This is a genomic window from Asticcacaulis solisilvae (assembly GCF_052327315.1).
Classification (GTDB): domain Bacteria; phylum Pseudomonadota; class Alphaproteobacteria; order Caulobacterales; family Caulobacteraceae; genus Asticcacaulis; species Asticcacaulis solisilvae_B.
On the sequence record NZ_CP166196.1, the window covers coordinates 1498847 to 1516753 of the forward strand.

The window sequence follows — 17907 nt, forward strand, 5'->3', positions numbered from 1 at the left end:
GGCAATGGGGGGCAAGATGTGGGAAAAAGTCTGGGTAAGGCTGCCCGCCACGGCGATGATGCTGGTGGTGTTCAGCGGGTTTGGGTTTGTCGCAGGCGGCCTGCTGGCCAATTGGTTCGCCGCGACATTTATCGACCATGTCCCTTTCCCGTTCGGCCTGTACCCGAATTTCCGGTGGGGAATGCTGCTTCTCGTACTGCCGGGGCTTCCCCAGTGGTTGCTGAGCGAGCCCCGTGTCTGGGGTAAGCGCCAGCCGTTGCCGCTGGGCGCGTATCTTGCCTTTATTCCATTGTTTTTCTTCGTGCTGTATTGCGGCGTTTTTCTCGATATCCGCACGTTTTCAAACAACGCGCTTGCCGGGATGGCCACGCTGCTAGGATGTTATGCCGCCGCAATCGTCATCGCTGGTGCGGCGGGATACGGCTATTACCTGTTCTGGCAAAAGCGGCAGGACGCCCTGCCGCCGGTTGTGCCGGATGTTTTTTAAGCCGGCTGCCACCAGCCGATGCGGGCGCCGTAATCCGGGCGGTCGCGCTCCAGCGGCGCTTCGGACGGCGTGCCGAGGAATATCCAGCCGGCGACGTTTTCATGGCTGGCCAGCCCCAGCAGGGCCTTGGCGCCCTCGTCGTAGGAATACCAGTCGGTGATCCAGTTGGCGCCGTAGCCCAGGGCGCCCGCCGCGATCAGCAGGGTCTGGCAGACGGCGGCGGCCGACAACTGCTGTTCCCACAGGGGAATCTTGTGCGGCTGGACCGGCGAGGACACGATCAGCAGGGCTTCGGGCGGCGTCGTCAGCTTGAGCAGGGCGACTTCGGCCTTTTTGGGCTCGGGCTGCGTGGCCGCCAGAGCCATAAGCCGTTCCGCCAGCTCCGCCTTGGCTTCCGGGGTGAAGCGCACGACGCGCCACGGGCCGATCTTGCCATGGTCGGGCACGCGCAGGCCGATTTCGATCAGCAGGTCGACTTCTTCCGCCGACGGTCCGGGCGCCGTCAGGGTCGGCGCCGGCGCGCTGCGGCGGTGAAACAGCCGGTCCAGAACTTCGGTGGAGGCTTGCTGCGGCAGGGGCTGGCCGAAGGCGATGGGCGTACGGTCGAAATCGGGAAGGGGCATGAGACACCGCAATGAAGGAATCGCTTTGACTATATAGGCGGAGCGGTGCAAATCCACACCATGCAGCCGACATTACCGATTGATTTGCCGCCCTGGGACACGCCCGAAGCCGCCGAACGCCGGCCGCAATGGCGTACGGTCACGCAGGCGGCCGTTTTCGAGACCCCCTGGATTCGCGTCGAGGCCAGCGAGGTCATAGCGCCCACCGGCAATCCTGGACGGTATGGCGTCGTCCGCTTCGCCAACCGGGCCATCGCCGTGTTTGCGCTGCACGACGACGGCACCGTACCGCTGGTCGGGCAGGCCCGCTATCCCGTCGGAGCCTATAGCTGGGAAATCCCGGAAGGCGGCGGGCCGCTCGACGAAGATCCCGAACACGCGGCGCGGCGCGAATTGCGCGAGGAGGCCGGCCTCGAGGCCGCCGATCTTCGCCAGATACTGAGCTTCGACATGTCGAACTCGGTGACCGACGAGGTCGCGATCTGCTATCTGGCGACCGGCCTTACGCAGGCCGAAACCGAGCCTGACGAGACCGAAAACTTCGATTATGCCCGCGTTCCCTTTCCGCAACTGCTCAAAGCTGTTATAAATGGGCAGGTTCGCGATGGTTTAACCGTTGTCACGGTACTAAGGGTGTACCATATGGCGGTAACGGGTGCGTTGCCCGCCCATCTGTGCCGGGCCGTACTGGCCCGCGACTAACGGTTTTATGCAGGAGTCCGGCATGGCTCAGGTTTTCGAAGTCATCACCCCCGAAGACAAGCCGATCTGGCTGTGCCTGCGCCAGGAGGCGTCGGACACCCTGGCGGCCGAGCCGGGCCTGGCTTCGATGCTGCATTCCACCATCCTGTCGCACGACGACCTGGCGTCGGCCCTGTCGTATCATATGGCGCGCAAGGCCGGCGACGATACGCTGCGCGGCATGACCCTGCGCGAAATCGCCCAGAAGGCCTATGCCGCCGATGCGTCCCTGGTCGAGGCGGCCGAGGCCGATCTCCAGGCCATTTATGAACGTGATCCGGCGGCCAAGGGCTACCTGCAGGCCTTCATGTTCTTCAAGGGCTTCCTGGCCCTGCAGATTCACCGCGTCGGCCATCGCCTGTGGCAGGAGGGGCGCTATACTATGGCGCACTACCTGCAAAGCCGTGTTTCGGAACTCTTCCAGATCGATATCCACCCCGCCGCGAAGATCGGCAAGGGTATCTTCATCGACCACGGCACCGGCGTCGTCATCGGCGAAACCGCCGTCGTGGACGACGAGGTTTCGATGCTGCACGGCGTGACCCTGGGCGGTACCGGCGCCGACCGCGGCGACCGCCACCCCAAGATCGGCAAGGGCGTCCTGCTGGGCGCCGGCGCCAAGGTGCTGGGCAATATCACCATCGGCGACTATGCCAAGATCGCTTCGGGCTCGGTCGTGCTGAAGCCGGTGCCGGCCCATTGCACGGCGGCCGGCGTGCCGGCGCGGCTGGTCAACTGCAAGACCTGCGAAGACCCCGCGCGCAAGATGGATCACACCCTGGCCGACGTCGACTACGACTACGTGATTTAGGGGATAAGCGGCTTTTCTGTTTGCACTGCGGGAGCGTGCGCCGTATGAGGCCGACACGCAAATTTTATCCCTGTCCGGGGTGAACTGTGCTTTCATGAGATCATGGGGCGCGTGACAGACCCCGGAAGCAAACTGCATTCAGAGGCTGCCCATGTCCCCGACGGAAATCAACAAGGTTCAGGATTATCTGTTCTCGATCTTCAAGACCAAGGGGCTTGAGGTCAAGGCGCGCAAGCAGAAGGATTCGGCCGAAGTCTTCATCGGTGAGGAATTCATCGGCGTCGTCTATGTCGACGAGGACGAAGAAGGCTCGTACATGTTCGAAATGGCGATCCTGAAGGAAGACCTCTAAATCGCAAGCAAGCCGGCCGCCAGCACCAGGGCGGCCGTTTCCGTCGTCTGGCCTTCGTTGCACGCCCAGGCGCCGTTGTCTTCGCACGCATCGACAAAGCATTTGGCCGGCGGCGTGCCGCGCGCGATGACCGCGCCGAGCAACGGGTCCGCGCCCTGGGGCTGACCGTTCGGGCCGCCGCTGGGCCAGCCCGGCATCAGCTTTTTCTGCGTCCGGTAGGTCCAGTTGTAGGGATGGCTGACGAAGTGCGTGCCGTGCCCGGTGACAAAGCTTAAATTCAGCGCATTGCAGCCCAGCGCATAGTCGAGCACGCGTTGCGCCGTCCGTCTATGCACGGCGTCGCCCGTGACCTCGTGCGCGAACAGGCAGACGACGGCGCTGTCGAAGGCCATTTCCAGCGAACCCCAGCTATAGAGCGCCGGAATGGCCGCATATCCGTAAGGATCGCCGTCCTGAATGGCGGCGAGCGCGGTGGCTGCCCGATGCAGACCCGATATGGCGGCATCGCGCGCGGGACCCTTGGCGTAACGCGCCAGGGCCATGGCGCCCAGGACCTGCGGGCTGGGCCAGAAGAAGGGCAGGATGCCGGTGTCGTCGCGCGTTTTCAGGGGCGCGAACAGCCCCCACGCCAGGCTGGCCAGGTCGGCGTCGCCGATCAGCACGGCCATTTCCGACGTCGCCCACGCCACCTCCTGGCGGACATCGGGATCGACGTAGAAGGGATCGCTGTGCAGGACGTTGGGATTGGCCTTCAGCCACGCCCAGGACTTCAGCGCCGCCGCCCGGCACCGCTTTGCGAACGCCGGATCGGCCTTGGCGAATACACGGCTTGCCTGGCTCATCGCGCCGACGAAAACACCGGCATCGAGGCTGGAGGCGCCGCGGGCATTGCGCGGATTGGGATCTTCCGCCGGCGGCTTGCCCCAGGCATAGAGCGGCTCGGTATCGACCTTGTGCAGCACGCTGCCGTCGCGGTTCTGCATCCTGAGCAGCCATTCCAAACCCCAGCGCGCCTGCTGCAGCAGGTCGGGCAGGGGCCAGAGCGCCGGCATGTCGAGCTTGACGTCGGCCGCCGCCGGCCGCAGTTCGTACAACCACATCATCTGGCTGCTGCTGATGGCGGCCATATGCGTCCACTTGCCGAAATCGCCGGCATTGTACCAGCCGCCGGTCAGGTCGCGCGTCTCTTTGCCGACCAGGATATGCGCATCGGCGGGATGGCCGGCGGCGTGGCTCAGGCCCGTGACGGGGTCGTTCAGCGCGGCATTGGCGCGGATGATATAGAAGGTGCGCGCGGCGTCGTGCAGCAGGGGGCGATAGACGGTGTCGGCGATGGCAAACGGGGCGGACACGCGTTCGCCGCAACGGATGCGATAGCGGCCGGGCCTGGTCAGGGCGGAAAAATCACCGCTGGCGACGCGCTCGCCGGCGGCCTTGGTCAAGTCCAAGATGGGGCCGAAGCCACCTGAAAAGACGGTCTCACCGGTTTCGGTCTCGACGGTGAAGTGTCCGGGCAGGGGGATCGCCGTGGGATCGGCAATGGGATTGAGACCGCCGGCAAGGACGTCCGCTCCGGCGTCCGCCCCGGACGGCGTTTCCGACGCTCCGGCGACCGTCAGGCAGAAGCGTTTGGCCGCATCGGGCCGGAAGCCGATCTGGTTGAGCTTTGGCAAGTCGACGATCGGATTGACGGTATCGGCGGCGCGCGCCTGGCCTGTGAAAGCCAGGGCCGCGCCTGCGCCCATAAGCCACTGCCGCCGGCTGAGACTGCCCATAACGATCCTCCCCGTTTCGGGCGATCATGCGGGATTTGGCGGCCGTGTCTACTTAAGTTTAGTACATGTCCGCCTTGGTGCGGCGGCGGGCGCGCGGCTCGACGTCGGGCGGCGGGGGCGTGGCGCCGCGGGCTTCTTCGGCCTTGCGCACCTTTTCCTCGGCCTTGTGGACCTTGCGGCGGTCGAGTTCGTCGCCGGCGGCCTGGACCAGCTCGGCGAACATCGACAGGAATTGCGGGAAACGCGAGGCCAGGAAGCCGCCGATGATGGCGACGGCCGCGGCGGCGAACGGCGAATGGCGCGACATGCTTTCGATCATGCGCGACAGGCTGCCGACCGACGAATTGGCGAAGGCTTCGTCGAACATGCGCTCCTTTTTCGAGCGCTTGTCCTTGCGGTGGAAAACCTTGAAGACGCCATAGCCGACGATCGGCAGGAACAGCACGGCGCCGCAGATGGCCGGGCCGGCGATCAGGCCGAACTTGATGGTCAGAAAGTTGTAGAGCGACACGCTGAGCCAGATAATGCCCAGGATCGTACAGGCCAACATCAGGACAAAGCCGATCAGAGAGGTTTTGAACGACTCGATCTTGTGCGAAACGTTGAACATGGCGCCCTTCATACCTCCGGTCCCGATACAAACCTGATAGACAGCATACAGGAATAAGAGAACAATATGTTTAAGTTTCCAGTGATTTTCCGAGGCAAGTCAAGCGCATGATGCTGTTTCAGGGTTTATGGCACGCGCTTAAGGTGGTGAGCGCCGCGATGTTCTGGCTGATGGCGGTCGCGCTGGTCTGGGCGGGGCTGGCCCTGATGGGCAGCGATTCGCACTGGGGCTGGACCGATATCGCCGTGGCCATCGGCCTGGTGGCGGCGCGGGGCATGATTTCGCCGCGCTTCGTGCCGGGCGGGGCCAGCTACGTCATCGGCTTTGCCGCCCAGATCGTGTTCCTGGTGATCGCGGCGGTGCTGACCGGTTACAAGGTCTCCTGAAGCGCGTCGCGGATGATGGCGACGATCATGTCGATCTGGTCCTTTTCGACGATCAGCGGCGGCGACAGGGCGATGATGTCGCCGGTGACGCGGATCAGCAGGCCCTTGTCGTAGCAGCGGTCGAACACTTCGAGCGCGCGGGCGGTGGCAGCACCCGCGCGCGGCTCAAGCTCGATGCCGCCGACCAGTCCCAGATTGCGGATGTCGATGACGTGGCGCGCATCGCGTAAGCTGTGCACGGCGTCCTGCCAGTAACCGGCCAGCGACGCGGCGCGGGCGAACAGCCCTTCCCCGGCGTAGATATCGAGCGTGGCCATGCCGGCGGCGCAGGCCAGGGGATGGCCCGAATAGGTGTAACCGTGAAACAGCTCGATCGGCGTTTCCGAAGCCTGCATGAAGGTGTCGTATATGCGGTTCGATACGGCGACCGCGCCCATGGGCACGGCGGCATTGGTGATGCCTTTCGCCATGCAGATCATGTCGGGGCGCACGCCGAACCCGTCCGCGCCGAAGGCCGCGCCCAGCCGCCCGAAACCGGTGATGACCTCGTCGAAGATCAGCAGGATGTCGTGCTTGTCGCAGATCGCCCTAAGGCGTTGCAGATAGCCCTTGGGCGGTACCAGAACGCCGGTCGATCCGGCAACGGGCTCGACGATGACGGCGGCGATCGTGCTGGCGTCGTGCAGGGCGACGATCCGCTCCAGGGCGTCGGCAAGGTCGGTGCCGCCGTGCTTGGGCTCGCCTTTCGAGAACAGGTTGCCCGGGACGCCATGCGTGTGCGGCAGGTGATCGACGCCGGTCAGCAGAGTCCCGAAGGTCATGCGGTTGCGCACGATGCCGCCGACGCTGATCCCGCCGAAGCCGACGCCGTGGTAGGCGCGTTCCCGCCCGATCAGCCGCGTCCTGGCGCCCTGGCCGCGCATGCGCTGGTAGGCCAGCGCGATCTTCAGCGCCGTGTCGGCGGCTTCCGAACCCGAATTGGTCAGGAAGATGCGCTTCAGGTCGAACGGCATGATGCCGGACAGCTTTTCGGTAAAGTCGAAGGCGAGGGGATGGCCCATATTGAAGGTCGGCGCGAAGTCCATCACCGCGGCCTGCTTCTGGATCGCCTCGGTGATCTGACGGCGCCCATGCCCGGCATTGACGCACCACAGGCCGGAGGTCGCATCGAGGATCTGCCGGCCGTCATGCGACGTGTAGTACATGCCCGATGCGGCCGCGAGCAGCTTGGGCTTAGCCTTGAACGCGCGGTTGGGCGTGAACGGCATCCAGAAGCTGTCGAGGTTATCCATTTTCGAGGCTCTTTTTTGGCTGGCACGGGCGCGGAACGTGCTAATGTGACAGGAGTCGGCGTCCATTGTGATCACAGCGCCGGCCAGCAGACAAGAGGTCCGCGCGAATATGAAGGTGGTTTCCCGCAAGCCGGCGACGAACGACAATGCCAGCGCCCATGCGCAGGTCTACGAAGCCCTGAGCGAGGACTTGATCCAGGGCCAGATTCCACCGCTGAAGTCCTTGTCGCTACGCGGCCTGGCTCAGCGCTATGGCGTGTCGCCGATGCCGGTGCGCGAGGCGGTTCGGCGGCTGATCGCCGAAAAGGCGCTGGAGCTGCAGACCGAAAACAAGCGCCTGCGTGTGCCGCACCTCAGCGAGCATCGCCTCAGGCAACTGACCTTGGCGCGCTGCTGGGTCGAGCCGGAACTGGCGGCCATGGCGGCGCCGCGCATGACGCGCGACGACATCAAGCGCCTGCGCGACGACGACGCGGCCCTGATGCGGGCGCTGAAAAGCGGCGACGTCTCGGCCTATATGCAGGCCAATCACGATTTCCATTTCACCATTTACCGCGCCGCCGACGCCGATCTTCTGTGCGGCATGGCGCGGAGCCTGTGGCTGCAAAGCGGGCCGTTCATGCGTGTCGTCTTCGGGCGGCTGGGCACGGTGCAACTGCCCAAGGACCACCACCAGGACATGATCGCGGCGTTCGAGGCCGGCAATGCCGATGCGGCGCGGGCCTCGATGGCCGAAGACCTGCGCGAAGGTATGAACCTGATGCTGGACGCGATCGGCGAGCACGACGTGCCGCAACCCAAACGGCGGGGCAGGGGTTAGACGGAATATCGCCCTGATTTCTCCTCCCTATGCGAAGCAAGGGGGGCACGAAGTGGTGGAGGGGCCTCTTCCCCATATTGACTTCGCTTGTACCGGCAGTGTCTAATTGTGATCACAAAGCGCTTAAGCAGGTGCCCATGCCGATCTCTCCGCCGCAACTCCCCGCTGATACACTCGACGGCGTCCTGGCGTCGATCGCCAGGCTCGACCTGCCGAAACGGGCGCTGATCGACGGCAAGGAAGTCGCCGCCCATACCGGCCGGACCTTCGACAATTTTTCCTCGCGTGACGGTACGCGCATCAATGCCATCGCCGCCTGCGACATGACCGATGTCGATCAGGCGGTGAAGACAGCCCGTGCGGCCTTTGACGACGGCCGCTGGAGCCGCCTGGCGCCGCGCGCCCGCAAGAAGGTCCTGCACAAGCTGGCCGACCTGATGCAGGCGCATGCAGAGAACCTGGCCCTGCTGGAAAGCCTCGATACGGGTAAGCCGATCCGCGATGCGCGCGGTTTCGATGTCCCGGCGTCCATCAACACGGTGCGCTATTACGCCGAGGCGATCGATAAAATCTACGGCGAGGTCGCGCCCACCCCGCACGACCGCCTGTCCTATGTCGTGCACGAGCCTCTGGGCGTGATCGGCGCCATCGTGCCGTGGAACTTCCCGCTGCACATGGCGATGTGGAAGGTCGCGCCCGCCCTGGCCATGGGCAATTCGATCGTGCTGAAGCCGGCCGAACTGTCGTCGATGACGGCGCTCTATACCGCGATGCTGGCGCTCGAAGCTGGCGTGCCGGCGGGCGTATGGAACGTGGTCACCGGTCTGGGCACCGAGGCGGGCGACGCCTTGGCCAAACACATGGACGTCGACATGATCGCCTTTACGGGATCGGGCGTCGTCGGCCGGCAGCTGATGCGCGCCTCGGCAGACTCGAACCTGAAGCGGGTTTCGCTGGAACTGGGCGGCAAGAGCCCGCAGGTCGTCTTTGCCGACAGCGACAATCTCGACGGTGCGGCTTCGGCGGCGGCCTGGGGCGTCTTCTATAACCAGGGCCAGGTGTGCACGGCGTCGTCGCGCCTGCTGGTCGAGGAGAGCATCAAGGACGAATTCGTCGCAAAGGTCACCGCCGCCGCCAAGGCGATCACCGTCGGCGACCCGTTCGACCCGGCGACCCAGTTCGGCGCCATGGTGTCGCAGCGCCAGATGAACACCGCGCTCGACTATATCGAAAAGGGCCAGGCCGAGGGCGGACGCCTGCTGATGGGCGGCGCACGCATCCGCGACGAAAGCGGCGGCTTCTACGTCGAGCCGTCGGTGCTCGATAATATCACACCGGCCAATACCCTGGCGCAGGAAGAGGTCTTCGGGCCGGTCCTGTCGGTCATGACCTTCAGGGACGAGGCCGAGGCCTTTCGCATCGCCAACAGCACGGTCTACGGGCTGGCGGCCGGGGCGTGGACCTCGAACGTCAGCCGCGCCATGCGCGCGGCCAATGCCCTGAAGGCGGGGCTGGTGTGGATCAACGGTTGGGACGCCTGCGACATCACATCGCCGTTCGGCGGCATAAAACAGTCGGGCTTCGGTCGCGATCGCAGCCTGCACGCCCTATATAAGTATGCCGACCTTAAGGCCATTTCGATAAGCTTCGAGCCCTGATCATGAAACTGACATCCGCACAGGTCGCCCTGCTGGGCGAGACCATTTCGTTGACGCCGCGCGCCGGCTGGTTCCCGGTCTACAATCCCGCCGACGCTGGCGTCCTCGCCTATGTCCAGGAGCATACGGCCGATGACACGCGCACGGCGATCGCCGCCGCCGACAAGGCCTTTCCGGCGTGGTCCGGCAAGACCGCCAAGGATCGGTCGATCATTCTGAAAAAATGGAATGATCTGGTGCTGAAGCACAAGGAAGAGATGGCGCTGCTGGTGACCCTTGAGCAGGGACGGCCGATCAAGGAAACGCATGGCGAAGTCACCTATGGCGCAAGCTTTATCGAGTGGTTCGCCGAAGAGGCCAAGCGCGCCTATGGCCGCACCATCCCGGCGACCCTGCCGGGCAAGCATTTGCAGACGATCAAGCAGGCGATCGGCGTGTGCGCGGCGATTACGCCGTGGAACTTCCCGATCTCGATGATCACGCGCAAGGTCTCGCCGGCGCTCGCCGCGGGCTGTACCGTGGTCATCAAGCCGTCGGAAGAAACGCCGCTGTCGGCGCTGGTCCTGCTGCAACTGGCGAAGCAAGCGGGCCTGCCCGAGGGCGTGATCAATGTCGTCAATTCCACAAAAGCGGCAGAGATCGGCGGCGTGCTGACGTCCGACCCGCGCGTCAAGAAGCTGAGCTTCACCGGCTCGACCCCGGTCGGAAAGCTGCTCTACGCCCAGTGTGCCCCGACCATGAAGAAGCTGTCGATGGAGCTTGGCGGCAATGCGCCCTTCCTGGTGTTCGACGACGCCGAGATCGACGCGGCCGTCGAAGGCGCGCTCGCCTCGAAGTACCGCAATTCCGGCCAGACCTGCGTCTGCGCCAACCGGCTGATCGTGCAGTCGGGCATCTATGACAGCTTCGCCGCGCGCCTGACCGAGCGCGTCCGCGAACTGAAGCTGGAAGAGGGCTGGAAGGAAGACGCGACGCTCGGACCGCTGATCAACCGGAAGGCCATCGACAAGGTCCAGCATCTGGTCGACGACGCCGTAAAAAAAGGCGCGCACGTCGAGCTGGGCGGCAAGGCCCATGACCTCTTTTACGAAGGCACCGTGCTGACCAATGTCAGCCGCGAGATGGAGCTGTTCGACACCGAAATCTTCGGGCCCGTGGCGCCGCTCTTCCGTTTCGAGACGGAAGAAGAGGGGATCGCCATGGCCAACGACACGCCGTTCGGCCTGGCGGCCTATGCCTATACGCGCGACATCGGCCGCGCCATGCGGGTGGCGGCCAAGCTGCAATACGGCATGGTCGGCATGAACGACGGCCTGATCTCGACCGAGGTCACGCCGTTTGGCGGCGTCAAGGAATCGGGCCTGGGCCGCGAAGGCGCTGTCGAAGGGCTGGAGGAGTATCTCAGCATCAAATACATCTCCTACGGCGGGCTGGGGGCGATTTGATCGGTTCGCACGCATATTCTTGCACCTCCCTGTTTCCCGCAGCGTTAGCGAAGGGGAATGGGGAGGGGGACCGCGCGACTGAGCCGTTGCGCAAGCAATGGCGAAGGAGATGTGGTGGTGGGTTTTCTTATTTTCTTTTCAGCGTCGAGCATTTGGAAGTAAGCAAGAAACCCCACCACCATCCCACTTCGCCAAGGCTTCGTGGGACGGTCCCCCTCCCCATTGCTTCGCAACGGGGAGGTGCAAGGTGAGCGTGGATGATTTCATTTCCGAACAACAAGAATTGTTTGCCGCCGCCAATCCTGTCTCCCGAACGTTGTCGGGACAGGCTGCGGCTTGGCGATCCGGCGTTCCCATGCACTGGATGCGCGACTGGGCGACGACATTTCCAATTTACGTGAAATCTGCTCAAGGCGCTGTCCTGACAGACGTCGACGGCCATGCCTATGACGACTTCTGCCTGGGCGATACGCCTTCGATGTTCGGCCATGCGCGACCGGAACTGGCCGCCGCCATTGCCGATCAGGCTGCCAGGGGCGTCGGCTTCATGCTGCCGACCGAAACGGCCAATGCGGTCGGCGATCTTCTGGCGCAGAGGTTCGGTCTGCCGCAATGGCAGGTCGCCACGACCGCGTCGGACGCCAATCGCGCGGCGATCCGCTGGGCGCGGGCGGTGACGGGCAGGGCGAAAATCCTTGTCTTCGACGGCTGCTACCACGGCATGGTCGACGATTGTTTCGTCGCGCTTTACGATGGTAAGCCGGCCAACAAAAAAGGCCTGATCGGCCAGGTCCGTGACCAGACCGAGACCACTAGGGTCATCCCCTTCAACGACCTTCCGGCGCTCGAAGCCGCGCTGAAGACCGGCGAGATCGCCGCCGTCCTGGCCGAGCCCGTCATGACCAATTGCGGCATGATCCTGCCGCAGCCGGGCTTTCACCGCACCCTTCGTGACCTGACGGCGCGATACGGCACACTGCTGATCCTCGATGAGACGCACACCCTGTCGTCCGGCCCGGCGGGCTATGCCGGTGAACACGATCTCAAACCCGACATGCTGGTCATCGGCAAGGCGATCGCCGGAGGTATCCCGGCCGCGGTCTGGGGCGTCACGGCCGATCTGGCCAGGCGCATGGACGATGCTCAGTCCGCGGCCGGTCCAGGCTCAAGCGGTATCGGCACGACGCTGTCAGGCAATGCTCTGGCCATGCGAGCCATGCATGTCATGCTGACCGAGGTCATGACCGATGACGCCTATGCGGCGATGCTCAGGGGCGCGGACGAACTTGTCACTGCCTTGCGCGAAGTCATCGACCAGCACGACCTGCCGTGGTCGGTGGTCCATGTCGGGGCGCGCGCCGAACTGATCTTCGCCGCGACGCCACCGCACGACGCGGCTGCCATGCGCACGGTGCTGGACCATGACCTGCTCGAAGCCTTTCATCTCTTCCTGATCAACCGCGGCGTATTGATTGCGCCCTTTCATAATATGATGCTTATTTCGCCGCAGACCGACTCAAGCGCCATCCAGCGGCTGGTGACGGCGGTCGGTGATTTTGCGGCGATCTTCAGGACCCTTTCATGAATCTGTCCCCTCAACAGCAGGCCATATTCAGGGAAGCCGTGATGCTGCATCAGGGCGGGCGGCTGGAGCCTGCGCGAAACCTGTATCATCAGATCCTCCAGGCGGCGCCGAACAATGCCGACCTGCTGCGCTTCGCCGGGACGGTCGAATGCCAGTTGGGCAATCTGAGCGACGGCGCCGGTCTTTTGGCCCGGTCGCTCGACATGGCGCCCAACCAGCCGGAGGTGCACCACAATCTCGGTCACGCCCTGTTGCAACTGGGACGTATCGAAGAGGCGGTGCGCCGCTATGAAGGCGCGGTCGCCCTGCGCCCCGACTATGTGTCAGCCTGGTCCAGCCTGGGCGCCGCCCTGATGACCCTGGACCGGTCCGATGAGGCCCTGGCCTGCTTCGACCGCGTCCTTGCGATGCAGCCTGACAATCGCGAAGCGCTGTCGCACCGCGGCGGTCTTCTGATCTTGGCGGAACGCTTTGCCGACGCGGTGGCCAGCTATGACCGTCTGCTCAGGCTGGCGCCCGGCCAGGCCGCCGCCTGGTCGAACCGCGGCATCGCGCTGACGAAAACCGGCCGTTATGCCGAAGCGCTTGTCAGTTACGATCGCGCGCTCGAACTGGAGCCGGACCTTGCCGACGCGTGGAGCAATCGCGGCGACGCCCTGGGCGGACTGGGCCGTGACGAGGACGCCATCGCCAGCTGCGACCGCGCCTTAAGCCTGCGCCCGGATTTCGCCAAGACCTGGAATATCAGGGGCAATGCCGAACTGAACCTGCGCCGGCCCGAAGACGCCCTGGCAAGCTACGATCGCGCCCTGGCGCTGATGCCCGGCCATGCCGAGACCATGAGCAGCCGCGCCGGCGCTTTGCTCAATCTCAAGCGCTACGCCGACGCCCTGGAAAGCAGCGAAGCCGCCCTGGCGCTCAAGCCGGATCTGGTCGAGGCCCGCAAGAACCGGGGGGCGGCGCTTCTGGGCCTTGAGCGTTTCGACGAGGCCCTGGCCGAGTTCGCACGTGTGCTCAAGGTCCGGCCCGACTGGGCCGAGGTGCACAACAACTGCGGCAACGCCATGCAGGGGCTGAAGCGCCTCGATGAGGCCGCCGCCTTTTACGACAATGCCTTGCGCTTCGATCCCGACAATGCCGAGGTGCACAATAACCATGCGGGTATCCTCGTGCAGTTCGACCTGACAGAACGGGCCCTGGCCGGCTACAGGCGCGTCGTCGCCCTGCAGCCGGACTTTCCCTGGGCAGCCGGGCAGGTTCTGCACAACCAGATGCACCTGTCGGACTGGACCGGTTACCGTGAGCAACTGGAGCATATCTCGGCCCGGTTGCGCCGTGGTGAGAAATCCGTCGTGCCGTTCGGATTGCAAGCCATGGTCGATGACCCGGCGCTTCACAGGCTTTCCGCCGCCGCGTTCGCCGGCGAACTTTATCCCGGCCGTAACACCCTGCCGCCGTTCGCCGCTCCGCCGGAACACGACCGTCTGCGCATCGGCTACGTCTCGTCGGATTTCGGCGAGCATCCCGTCACCTATCTGCTGGCCGGGATGCTGGAGCGGCACGACCGCACGAAGTTCGAGATATTCGCCATCTCCCTCGGGAAGGGGACCGGTCCGTGGCGAGAGCGCGTGGTTGCCGGTGTAGAGCACTTCATCGACGTCTCGGACCTGAACGACGCCGACATCGTAACCCGCATGCGTGAGCTTGAGATCGACATCGCCGTCGATCTCAACGGTTACACCCAGGCTTGCCGTACAGCGGTCTTCGCCGAGCGCGTGGCGCCGGTTCAGCTCCACTACATCGGTTTCCTCGGCACCATGGGCGTGTCCTTTATCGACTATATCATCGCCGACGACATTCTCATTCCGCGGGACCTGTACGACGTCTATGCCGAAAAGGTCGTCAGCCTGCCGAGCTTCCAGATGAACGACGACCGGACATCGCCGCAAGCGCGAAGCTTTACGCGGGCCGAGCTGGGACTGCCGGACGACGGCTTCGTTTTTTGCTGCTTCAACCAGAATTTCAAGATCACACCGGACGTCTTCGATTCGTGGATGCGCATTCTCGACCGTGTGCCGGGCAGCGTCCTGTGGCTGCACGTCAAGGCGCCGGTCGCCATGCAGAACCTGATCGCCGAGGCGGAACGGCGCGGCATTGCGCCCGGCCGCCTGGTATTCGCGCCGCGCGTGCCCCTGGAAGACCATCTGGCGCGCCAGACCATGGCAGGGCTGTTCCTCGACACGCACCCCTATAATGCCGGCGCGACCGCCAGCAATGCGCTGCGCGTCGGCTTGCCGGTCCTGACCATGATCGGGCAGTCCTATGCCGGCCGGATGGGGGCAAGTCTTCTCCACGCCGCGGGAATACCGGACCTGATCACCGACACGCCGGAACAGTACGAAGACCTTGCGGTCGAACTGGCGACGCAGCCCGACCGGCTTGCGGCGATACGGCGCAAGCTTACCGACGGGATGGCGACCTGTCCGCTGTTCGATACCGGCCGCTCGACGCGGCATATGGAAGCCGCGTTTATCGCCATGCACGACCGCGTCCGCAAGGGACTCCAGCCCGACCACATTACGGTGAGCGACACCTGATGAGCCTGTCCGCGGACCCGGAAGCGATAATGCGCGAAGCCGTCGGCTTCCACCAGCAGGGGCGGCTGGACCAGGCCATGGCGCTCTATCGCAAGGTTCTCGATCTGCGGCCGCGCGATGCCGAGGTCCTGCGCCTGATGGGGACGGCGGCCTGTCAGGGCGGGCGTCCGGACCATGGGGCCGCATTGCTCGAACAGTCGCTGGACCTGTCGCCCGACCAGCCCGACGTCAGTCATAATCTCGGCCACGCCTTGCAGTCGCTTGGCCGGTACGACGCGGCGCTCATGCGTTACGACCGGGCGCTGGCGCTCAGGCCCGGCTATGCCTCCGCCTGGTTCAGCCGGGGCAATGCGTTGATGAACCTGGGGCGGCTTGAGGCGGCCATCGAAAGCTACGACCGCGCCGTGGCGCTGAAGCCCGACTATGCCGAGGCCTGGCTGCACCGCGGCAACGCTCAGATGGACCTCGATCGCCTGCCCGAGGCGCTTGCCAGCTATGACCGGGCCCTGGCCATCGCGCCCGGCTTCACCGAAGCCTGGATCAACCGCAGCGACGTGCTGATGAACCTGGCCCGGCCTGCAGAGGCGCTCGACGGTTATGACCGCATCCTCAGGGCGCAGCCCGGAATGGCCTATATCTGGTCGAACCGGGGCACCGCCCTGGTCGCGCTTAAACGCTGCACCGAGGCGCTCGACAGCTATGAGCACGCCCTTCGTCTCGATCCCGGCCTTGCCGATGCGCACAGCAATCGCGGCAATGCCCTGCAACGCCTTGGCCGCAACGAAGAGGCCATCGAAGCCTGCCAGGCCGCGCTGAAGCTTCGTCCGGACTTCGCCAGGGCCCTGAACATTCGCGGCAACGCCGAGACGGCGTTGCGCCGTTTCGAGGATGCGCTGGCAAGCTATGATCGCGCTTTGGTCCTGCAGCCAGGCTACGCCGAGGCGCTGGGCAATCGCGGCGGCGCGCTGATGAATCTCAAGCGGTTCGCCGATGCGATCGCCAGCTGCGACCAGTCCCTGGCCATCATGCCCGACAGTGCCGAGACGCATAACAATCGTGGCAGCGCCCTTCTGGGGCTTGAGCGGTTCGGCGAAGCCCTGGCCGAATTCGATCATGCCCTGCGCCTGGCGCCCGATATCGTCGAAGCCCACTCGAACCGCGGCAATGCGTTGCAAGGCCTGAACCGCTTCGGGGAGGCGGTGGTCTGCTACGACCAGGCCATTGCGCTGGACGCCGCCTACGTCCAGGCCTGGACCAACCGGGGGAATGCCTTCCAGTTCATGGACCGTTTCGAGGACGCCAATGCCTCCTACCGGCGCACGCTCGAACTCAAGCCCGACGCCGCGTGGGTACCGGGACAGATTCTGCACAACCAGTTGCTGGTGGCGGACTGGGAGGGGCTTGAAGACGGCCTGGCGGACCTGGTCGAGCGCCTGCGCAAGGGCGACACGGTGGCGACGCCTTTCCTGCTGCACTCGCTGATCGACGCCCCGGACCTGCATCGCCGCGCCGCAAGGGACTTTCTCGCCGAACGTTACCTGCCGCGGGACGACTTGCCGCCGCTCGTCCCGCCGCCGGCGCACGCCCGCATCCGGCTGGCCTACGTGTCCGCCGACTTCGGCGAGCATCCGGTCACCTACCTGATGGCCGGCGTTCTTGAGCACCACGACCGCGCGCGCTTCGAAGTCTATGCCATTTCGCTGACCCGGGAGGGCGATGCCGGCTGGCGCGAACGCGTCGTTGCCGCCGTCGACCACTTTATCGACGTCTCGGACAAGACGGATGCGCAGGTGACGGCCCTGATGCGCGAACTCGAAATCGATATCGCCATCGATCTCAACGGCTATACCAAGGGCTGCCGCACCGCCGTCTTCGCCGGCCGCGCCGCGCCGGTCCAGGTCAACTATATCGGCTTTCTCGGTACCATGGCCGCCGACTATATCGACTATGTGATTGCCGACCCGGTCATTCTCCCGCTCGCCGCCGCGCCCGATTACGCCGAGAAGATCGTTCACCTGCCGGTCTTTCAGGTCAATGACGACCGGCAGGCGGACCCGGCGCCCGCGCCATCCCGCAAGGCCGCCGGCCTGCCCGAGGACGCCTTTGTCTTCTGTTGCTTCAACATGGTCTACAAGATCGCGCCGGACGTCTTCGCCATCTGGATGCGGATACTGAAGCGCGTGCCGGGCAGTGTCCTGTGGCTCTACGCCAAGTCGGAAAGCGTGAAGGCCAATATGAAAGCCCACGCGGAAAGGCACGGCGTCGATCCGGGCCGGATTCTGTTCGCGCCGCGCGTGCCCCTGGCCGAACACCTGGCGCGGCAGAAGAGCGCCGATCTCTTCCTCGATACCTTTCCCTACAATGCCGGGGCCACCGCCAGCAGCGCGCTGAAGGCCGGATTGCCCGTCCTGACGCGCATGGGCAGGTCCTATGCGTCGCGCATGGGTGCAAGCCTCCTGACGGCCGCCGGAATGCCCGACCTGATCGCCGCGTCCCCGCAGGCCTACGAAGACCTGGCCGTTGCGCTGGCGACCGATCCGGCGCAATTGCAGTCTGTGCGCCGCCGGCTGGCCGAGGGGCTCGTTGCCGGCGGTCTTTTCGATACGGCGCGCGCCACGCGCGCCATGGAATCGGCCTATATCGCCATGCACCGGCGCTATAGCGATGGCCTGCCGCCCGATCACATCTCCCTGACGCCCGCTGAAGCCGGATAGGAAAGACCCGA

Annotated in this window: 15 protein-coding genes; 11 read left to right on the forward strand and 4 right to left on the reverse strand. The window is 64.8% G+C overall.

Going from position 1 to position 17907, the window contains the following annotated elements; genetic code table 11:
* Positions 1-4: 4 nt before the first annotated feature.
* Positions 5-487: a hypothetical protein gene (locus AB8717_RS06815; RefSeq protein ID WP_443750284.1), complete on the forward strand. Its 483-nt coding sequence runs from the start codon at positions 5-7 to the stop codon at positions 485-487.
* Here the strand turns inward: AB8717_RS06815 and AB8717_RS06820 are convergent.
* Positions 484-1110, reverse strand: a complete 627-nt coding sequence (locus AB8717_RS06820; RefSeq protein ID WP_443750285.1) for a nitroreductase family protein — start codon at positions 1108-1110, stop codon at positions 484-486. The two genes, AB8717_RS06815 and AB8717_RS06820, sit on opposite strands and share 4 nt — an antisense overlap.
* Before the next feature lie 45 nt (positions 1111-1155).
* Here AB8717_RS06820 and AB8717_RS06825 point away from each other — a divergent pair, with 45 nt between their 5' ends.
* The 3 genes from AB8717_RS06825 (at position 1156) to AB8717_RS06835 (ending at position 3014) form a co-directional block, all read left to right on the forward strand.
* Complete coding sequence (locus AB8717_RS06825) at positions 1156-1812, forward strand: NUDIX domain-containing protein (RefSeq protein WP_443750286.1); 657 nt, start codon at positions 1156-1158, stop codon at positions 1810-1812.
* Between the two features lie 22 nt (positions 1813-1834).
* Positions 1835-2662, forward strand: coding sequence for a serine O-acetyltransferase (gene cysE / locus AB8717_RS06830; RefSeq protein WP_443750287.1), 828 nt, complete (start codon positions 1835-1837; stop codon positions 2660-2662).
* Positions 2663-2813: 151 nt separating this feature from the next.
* Positions 2814-3014 carry a DUF3126 family protein gene (locus AB8717_RS06835; protein ID WP_443750288.1) on the forward strand — a complete coding sequence of 67 codons (201 nt, stop codon included), beginning with the start codon at positions 2814-2816 and terminating at the stop codon, positions 3012-3014.
* Here AB8717_RS06835 and AB8717_RS06840 read toward each other — a convergent pair.
* Both AB8717_RS06840 and AB8717_RS06845 read right to left on the reverse strand, forming a co-directional pair.
* Positions 3011-4789 carry a glycoside hydrolase family 9 protein gene (locus tag AB8717_RS06840; RefSeq protein WP_443750289.1) on the reverse strand — a complete coding sequence of 593 codons (1779 nt, stop codon included), beginning with the start codon at positions 4787-4789 and terminating at the stop codon, positions 3011-3013. The two genes, AB8717_RS06835 and AB8717_RS06840, sit on opposite strands and share 4 nt — an antisense overlap.
* Positions 4790-4847: 58 nt before the next feature.
* Positions 4848-5399, reverse strand: coding sequence for a hypothetical protein (locus AB8717_RS06845; protein ID WP_443750290.1), 552 nt, complete (start codon positions 5397-5399; stop codon positions 4848-4850).
* Positions 5400-5506: 107 nt separating this feature from the next.
* Here AB8717_RS06845 and AB8717_RS06850 point away from each other — a divergent pair, with 107 nt between their 5' ends.
* On the forward strand, positions 5507-5785 hold the full coding sequence (locus tag AB8717_RS06850) for a hypothetical protein (RefSeq protein WP_443750291.1): 279 nt from the start codon (positions 5507-5509) through the stop codon (positions 5783-5785).
* Here AB8717_RS06850 and AB8717_RS06855 read toward each other — a convergent pair.
* Entirely contained in the window at positions 5770-7077 is a 1308-nt protein-coding gene (locus AB8717_RS06855) for an aspartate aminotransferase family protein (RefSeq protein ID WP_443750292.1), read from the reverse strand. The two genes, AB8717_RS06850 and AB8717_RS06855, sit on opposite strands and share 16 nt — an antisense overlap.
* A gap of 109 nt (positions 7078-7186) precedes the next feature.
* Between AB8717_RS06855 and AB8717_RS06860 the strand changes: the two genes are divergently transcribed.
* The 6 genes from AB8717_RS06860 to AB8717_RS06885 all read left to right on the forward strand — a co-directional run bounded on the left by AB8717_RS06860 (position 7187) and on the right by AB8717_RS06885 (position 17896).
* Entirely contained in the window at positions 7187-7897 is a 711-nt protein-coding gene (locus tag AB8717_RS06860) for a GntR family transcriptional regulator (RefSeq protein WP_443750293.1), read from the forward strand.
* Positions 7898-8034: 137 nt separating this feature from the next.
* Positions 8035-9555, forward strand: a complete 1521-nt coding sequence (locus tag AB8717_RS06865; protein WP_443750294.1) for an aldehyde dehydrogenase — start codon at positions 8035-8037, stop codon at positions 9553-9555.
* A 2-nt stretch (positions 9556-9557) separates the two neighbouring features.
* Positions 9558-11000 carry an NAD-dependent succinate-semialdehyde dehydrogenase gene (locus AB8717_RS06870; protein WP_443750295.1) on the forward strand — a complete coding sequence of 481 codons (1443 nt, stop codon included), beginning with the start codon at positions 9558-9560 and terminating at the stop codon, positions 10998-11000.
* 283 nt (positions 11001-11283) lie between these two features.
* Positions 11284-12585 carry an aspartate aminotransferase family protein gene (locus tag AB8717_RS06875; protein WP_443750861.1) on the forward strand — a complete coding sequence of 434 codons (1302 nt, stop codon included), beginning with the start codon at positions 11284-11286 and terminating at the stop codon, positions 12583-12585.
* A complete protein-coding gene (locus AB8717_RS06880) occupies positions 12582-15182 on the forward strand; it encodes an O-linked N-acetylglucosamine transferase family protein (protein ID WP_443750296.1) in 2601 nt (866 codons plus the stop codon). Before AB8717_RS06875 ends, AB8717_RS06880 begins: the two co-directional genes overlap by 4 nt.
* A gap of 29 nt (positions 15183-15211) precedes the next feature.
* Complete coding sequence (locus AB8717_RS06885; protein ID WP_443750297.1) at positions 15212-17896, forward strand: tetratricopeptide repeat protein; 2685 nt, start codon at positions 15212-15214, stop codon at positions 17894-17896.
* The last annotated feature ends 11 nt before the right edge of the window (positions 17897-17907 follow it).

Excerpts from the sequence above, each read along its gene's own strand:
- AB8717_RS06815 (WP_443750284.1), top strand. The coding sequence starts at position 5 with ATGGGGGGCAAGATGTGGGAAAAAGTCTGGGTAAGGCTGCCCGCCACG.
- AB8717_RS06820 (WP_443750285.1), bottom strand. The coding sequence starts at position 1,110 with ATGCCCCTTCCCGATTTCGACCGTACGCCCATCGCCTTCGGCCAGCCC.
- cysE (WP_443750287.1), top strand. The coding sequence starts at position 1,835 with ATGGCTCAGGTTTTCGAAGTCATCACCCCCGAAGACAAGCCGATCTGG.
- AB8717_RS06835 (WP_443750288.1), top strand. The coding sequence starts at position 2,814 with ATGTCCCCGACGGAAATCAACAAGGTTCAGGATTATCTGTTCTCGATC.
- AB8717_RS06840 (WP_443750289.1), bottom strand. The coding sequence starts at position 4,789 with ATGGGCAGTCTCAGCCGGCGGCAGTGGCTTATGGGCGCAGGCGCGGCC.
- AB8717_RS06845 (WP_443750290.1), bottom strand. The coding sequence starts at position 5,399 with ATGTTCAACGTTTCGCACAAGATCGAGTCGTTCAAAACCTCTCTGATC.
- AB8717_RS06850 (WP_443750291.1), top strand. The coding sequence starts at position 5,507 with ATGATGCTGTTTCAGGGTTTATGGCACGCGCTTAAGGTGGTGAGCGCC.
- AB8717_RS06855 (WP_443750292.1), bottom strand. The coding sequence starts at position 7,077 with ATGGATAACCTCGACAGCTTCTGGATGCCGTTCACGCCCAACCGCGCG.
- AB8717_RS06860 (WP_443750293.1), top strand. The coding sequence starts at position 7,187 with ATGAAGGTGGTTTCCCGCAAGCCGGCGACGAACGACAATGCCAGCGCC.
- AB8717_RS06865 (WP_443750294.1), top strand. The coding sequence starts at position 8,035 with ATGCCGATCTCTCCGCCGCAACTCCCCGCTGATACACTCGACGGCGTC.
- AB8717_RS06870 (WP_443750295.1), top strand. The coding sequence starts at position 9,558 with ATGAAACTGACATCCGCACAGGTCGCCCTGCTGGGCGAGACCATTTCG.
- AB8717_RS06880 (WP_443750296.1), top strand. The coding sequence starts at position 12,582 with ATGAATCTGTCCCCTCAACAGCAGGCCATATTCAGGGAAGCCGTGATG.
- AB8717_RS06885 (WP_443750297.1), top strand. The coding sequence starts at position 15,212 with ATGCGCGAAGCCGTCGGCTTCCACCAGCAGGGGCGGCTGGACCAGGCC.